Origin of the sequence: Pseudoalteromonas sp. P1-25, assembly GCF_001401805.1 — a bacterium.
GTDB lineage: Bacteria > Pseudomonadota > Gammaproteobacteria > Enterobacterales > Alteromonadaceae > Pseudoalteromonas.
In genome coordinates this window covers 1-451 of sequence record NZ_LKDW01000090.1, presented here as the reverse complement: position 1 = coordinate 451, position 451 = coordinate 1, and the positions used below count along the sequence as shown (strand labels likewise).

Sequence of the window (451 nt, the reverse complement as noted above, 5' to 3'; positions counted from 1 at the left end):
GGGAGTGGCGGAATTGGTAGACGCGCTGGATTTAGGTTCCAGTATCTTAGGATGTGAGAGTTCAAGTCTCTCCTTCCGCACCATGTTCTGATATGAACTAAACTATCAATTGTTTTCTGTTGGGATATCGCCAAGCGGTAAGGCACCAGGTTTTGATCCTGGCATTCCCAGGTTCAAATCCTGGTATCCCAGCCAACAATGGCTAAGTAGCTCAGCTGGTTAGAGCACATCACTCATAATGATGGGGTCACAGGTTCAAATCCCGTCTTAGCCACCATTTCTTTTTTAGAAGTGTCTCTGCAAGAGTTAAATTGCGGCTCAATGAAGAGTTTAAAATAACTACCAGTGTTTATTAAACACAAAAAATGCGGGAGTGGCGGAATTGGTAGACGCGCTGGATTTAGGTTCCAGTATCTTAGGATGTGAGAGTTCAAGTCTCTCCTTCCGCACC

3 tRNA genes are annotated in these 451 nt (G+C 45.0%); all 3 read left to right on the top strand.

The features are described 5' to 3' along the window. The first annotated feature begins 120 nt into the window (after window positions 1-120). Window positions 121-195, top strand: a tRNA-Gln gene (locus tag AN393_RS19675). A gap of 5 nt (window positions 196-200) precedes the next feature. Then, window positions 201-277: transfer RNA gene (locus AN393_RS19670), tRNA-Met, on the top strand. A gap of 90 nt (window positions 278-367) precedes the next feature. Next, window positions 368-449 (top strand) — tRNA-Leu (locus AN393_RS19665). Window positions 450-451: the final 2 nt, after the last annotated feature.